This is a genomic window from Micromonospora sp. M51, from assembly GCF_018070305.1.
Taxonomy (GTDB): domain Bacteria; phylum Actinomycetota; class Actinomycetes; order Mycobacteriales; family Micromonosporaceae; genus Micromonospora; species Micromonospora parva.
Genome location: NZ_JAGPXZ010000570.1, coordinates 1 through 4115, shown reverse-complemented (window position 1 = coordinate 4115; position 4115 = coordinate 1). Strand labels below are relative to the sequence as shown.

Genomic DNA, 4115 nt, shown 5'->3' with positions numbered 1-4115 from the left:
GCCCGGTTCGAGCACCGGCAGGCCCGCCGGGGCGCGCGGCCGGAACGACACCGCCAGGCCCGAGGCCCACGCGCCCAACAACACCGCGGCGGTACGCCAGTGCGGCGGCAGCAGGACCGCTACGCGGCTGCCGGGGCCAAGTCCACAGCCGTCCCGCAGCAGGCTGGCGCTGCGCGCCGCCCACGAGCCGACCTGCTGTGCGGTCAGGTCGACCCGCTCGCCGGTCGCCTCGTCGCGGTAGCTGAGCAGGGGACGTTCGACATCGGCGGGCCGCAGCGACAGATCGGCCGTGACGGTTGGCTGCATGTCCACGCTCCCCGGTGACGACGACGAAGTCACCCTACTCAACGACTTTGGTCGCGGCTGTCGTCGGCCGATGGCCGTAGCGGCCGGCCGGGAGGCCCGGGCACCGTACGAGGTGAACCCGAAAGCGCTGCCCGAGGAGCGCCCATGCCGCCCGAACCCCAGCCCGTCGATCGCCCAGCCACCGCCAACCTCCCAGCCACCGCAGACCGCCCCACCAACGACCGTGCCGTCGCCGCCGCACGTCTTCCGCTGCGTCGGCGGCTCCTACCGGTGTTCGCGGTGCTGCGGCTCGCGCCGTGGGCGGCCGAGTGTTCGTGGGGTGGCTTCGCCATCGACGACTTCCTGCCGGTGCTGATATTCCTCGGCCCGATGTACGGCGGGGCGGCGATCCTGATCCGGGAGACCGCCCGGCACCTCGGCGCGGGTTGGCCGACGATCGTGCTGCTCGCCGCCGCGTTCGGCGTACTCCAGGCCGGCCTGGTCGACCAGTCACTGTTCAACCCGCACTACCTCGACGACACCCAGTACGCCGACACCCGTGCCGCGGCCGAGGCGTCGCTGGTGCCGGGACTCGAATTCAGCCTCCGGCAGGCCTTCGACTATGTGGGCAACCACATCGTGCTGACCATCTGCGCGCCGATCGTGCTCGTCGAGTCGTTCCTCGGACCGGGCCGCCGGCTCCGGCCGTGGCTCGGCCGACCCGGGCTGGCCGTGGTCGCCGTGCTGTACCTGCTCGGCAGTCTGCTGATCTTCGCGTCCGACGGGGGCCGGAAGAACTTCCTGGCCAGCCCCCTCCAACTGACCCTCGCCGCAGTGGTCGTCCTCGCCCTGGTCGCGACGGCGCTACTGCCCCGCTGGCGTCGCCCCGCTCCGCGCCGGCCCCGCCGGCTGCCGCATCCGCTGTGGCTGGGCCTGCTGGTCGTCCTCGTCCGGCTCGGCGCCGACCTCGCGCCGGGCTGGGCGGGGGTGACCATCGCGCTGGTGCTCGCCGCCGCCGTGGGGGCCGCCATCGCGTACTGGTCGTCGGGCGTGCACTGGGGACAGCGGCACGTGCTCGCTTCGGGCTCGGCCAGCGTGGTCAGCGCCGCCGCGTTCACCTACCTGGTGCCGCCGTACTCCCCGGGGAACCCGACGGCGGCCCTGGCCGGCGACATCGCGGTCACCGTCATCACCGTGGCCCTGGTCGGCGGCGCCTGGTGGCGACTGCGCCGTGCTTCGCCGACTGTTCACGTCGGCGCAAGCTGATGCTCCCCAACAGCTGTCAGCCTCCGTGCGGGTACGACCTAACGGAGGAAGTCCTTGACACTCAGAAGAGCATTCACCGCGCTCACCGCAGCCGGTGTCGCCGCCGCCAGCCTGACCGGAGCCACCCCCGCGTCGGCTGGCGGGCACCACCACCCAGCCAGGTCGCTCGCCTTCGACCGGGTCGCCACGTACCCGGTCTTCCAGAACCGCCCGGCCGGCGAGGATCCGACGACAGCGACGGTCGCCGAGATCTCGGCGGTCAGCGAGGACGGTCGCACTCTCATCCACACCGACGCGTTGGCCCGGCGCATCGGCTTCCTGGACATCTCCCGTGCCGACCGGCCGCGCGGCCTCGGCACGCTCTCCCTGGCCCAGCTCGGCGACGCCGAGGACGAGCCGACCTCGGTCGCCGTGGTCGGCAGGTACGTGCTGGTGGTGGTGAACACCAGCGCCAGCTACACCGCCCCGTCCGGCCGGCTCGACGTGATCGAGCTGGCCAATCGGCAGCGGGTGGCCAGCTTCGACCTCGGCGGTCAGCCCGACTCGATCGCGATCAGCGCTGACAAGCGGTACGCCGCGATCGCCATCGAGAACGAGCGCGACGAGGAGGCCACCCCGCCCGGCGGCGAGGAGGGCGACCTGCCCCAGGCACCCGCCGGTTTCGTGCAGATCGTCGACCTGACCGGGAAGTCCCCGGCCGGATGGCGGCTGCGGCCGGTAGCGCTGACCGGGGCCGACGGCAGTGCGCTGCCCGCGCTGGTGCGGGCCGGTCTCGCCGCGCCGACCGACCCCGAGCCGGAGTACGTCTCGATCAACAGCCGTAACCAGTTGGCAGTGACGCTCCAGGAGAACAACGGCGTCGCGGTGGTCGACCTGCCCACCGGGCGGATCACCAGCGTGTTCAGCGCCGGCACCGCCACGATCAGCGGCATCGACACCAGGAAGGACGGTGTCATCGACCTGACCGGCAGCATCACCGACGTGCCGCGCGAGCCGGACGCGGTGGCCTGGATCGACGACCGCTATCTCGCCACTGCGAACGAGGGCGACTGGCGCGGCGGCACCCGGGGCTGGTCGGTCCTCGACAGCCGCAGCGGACGGGTCGCCTGGGACGCCGGCAACACGTTCGAGCGGCTCGCCGTCACCTACGGGCTGCACAACGAGGACCGGGCCGGCAAGAAGGGCACCGAGCCGGAGGGCGTGGCGGTCGCCGAGTACGACGGCGTGCGGTACGCGTTCGTCGGCTCGGAGCGGAGCAACTTCGTCGCCGTCTACGACCTGAGCGACCCCATCCGGCCGGTGTTCCGGCAGGTGCTGCCGACCACCAACGGGCCGGAGGGGCTGCTGCCCATCCCGTCGCGCGGGCTGCTCGCGGTCTCCAGCGAGGAGGACGACGCCTCGGTCAACGTCCGGGCCTCGGTGTCGCTGTTCCAGCTCGGCACTGGCACCCCGGCCTTCCCGGGCATCGTCTCCGGCACCGACCGGGCGGGCGCCCCGATCGGTTGGGGCGCACTCGGCGCGCTGAGCGCGGTCCCGGGCAAGCGGGACCAGCTCTACAGCGTCACCGACGCCGCGTACAGCCAGACCCGCATCCTCACCATCGACGCGAAGCGGACGCCGGCCGTGATCACCGGTGTGTTGCCGGTGCGGGACGCTGTCGGCGCGCCGGTCGGCTACGACGCGGAGGGCGTCTTCGCCCGCCCGCAGGGTGGCTTCTGGCTCGCCGTGGAGGGTGCCATCGGCGCGGAGAACAAGCTGGTCCGGCTCGACGCCGCCGGGGTCACCCGGCAGACCGTCGCGCTGCCCGCCGAGGTCGCCGCCGGCCTCGGCAAGCAGGGCCTGGAGGGGGTCACCGCGACCACCGACCGGCAGGGTCGGGAGATCGTCTGGGTGGCCGTGCAGCGGGAGCTGAGCACCGATCCGGCCGGCGTCGTCCGACTTGGGCGGTACGACGTCGCGGCGGGCACCTGGAGTTGGTTCGGCTACCAGGTGGGGGCCACCAGCGTGCCCGGCGACTGGATGGGCCTCTCCGAGATCACCGTGGTCGGTGACCGGCTCGCGGTCATCGAGCGGGACAAGCTGAACGGACCGGCCGCGACCGTCAAGCGGGTCTACACGGTGCCGCTGCCCGGTGCGGCTGCCACCGGCCCGCTGACAGTGCTGCCGAAGACCCTCGCCGTCGACGTGCTGCCCGCGCTGCGCGCCACCAACGGCTGGACCCAGGAGAAGCTGGAGGGTCTGACGGTCGCCGGCAACGGCGAGGTGTACGCGATCACCGACAACGACGCCGTCCAGGACGCCACCGGCGAGACCGTGCTGCTGCGCCTCGGCTCCAGCCGCAAGGTCTTCGGACACCGCTGATCCGGCACGGGCCCTGCGCGACCCGGCCCGCCAGGTCGATGTGCTGTTGAGCGGTATGCCTCAGAGTCATATTGATGTCTCCGAGGCATACCGCTCACTGCCACATCCGCCCCGACGGAGGTGACCGGCGGTGACCGCCGACCGGCCCAGCCAGGTTCAGCCCTTTACCGGGAGTTCCGGGCCGCCGTCGAGCAGTGGAGCGA

The 4115-nt window shown here is 72.6% G+C and carries 3 protein-coding genes; 2 read left to right on the top strand and 1 reads right to left on the bottom strand.

Going from position 1 to position 4115, the window contains the following annotated elements; translation table 11 throughout:
* Positions 1-306, bottom strand: a 306-nt coding sequence (locus KBX53_RS24670) for a TIGR03089 family protein (protein WP_210861905.1), incomplete at its 3' end; no start/stop codon positions are given.
* Positions 307-450: 144 nt separating this feature from the next.
* Here KBX53_RS24670 and KBX53_RS24665 point away from each other — a divergent pair.
* Entirely contained in the window at positions 451-1551 is a 1101-nt protein-coding gene (locus tag KBX53_RS24665) for a hypothetical protein (protein ID WP_247676157.1), read from the top strand.
* A gap of 54 nt (positions 1552-1605) precedes the next feature.
* A complete protein-coding gene (locus tag KBX53_RS24660) occupies positions 1606-3912 on the top strand; it encodes an esterase-like activity of phytase family protein (protein ID WP_210861903.1) in 2307 nt (768 codons plus the stop codon).
* Positions 3913-4115 lie beyond the last annotated feature (203 nt).

What these genes read in the sequence shown, in the direction of transcription:
- KBX53_RS24665 (WP_247676157.1), top strand. Translation starts at nt 451, where the DNA reads ATGCCGCCCGAACCCCAGCCCGTCGATCGCCCAGCCACCGCCAACCTC.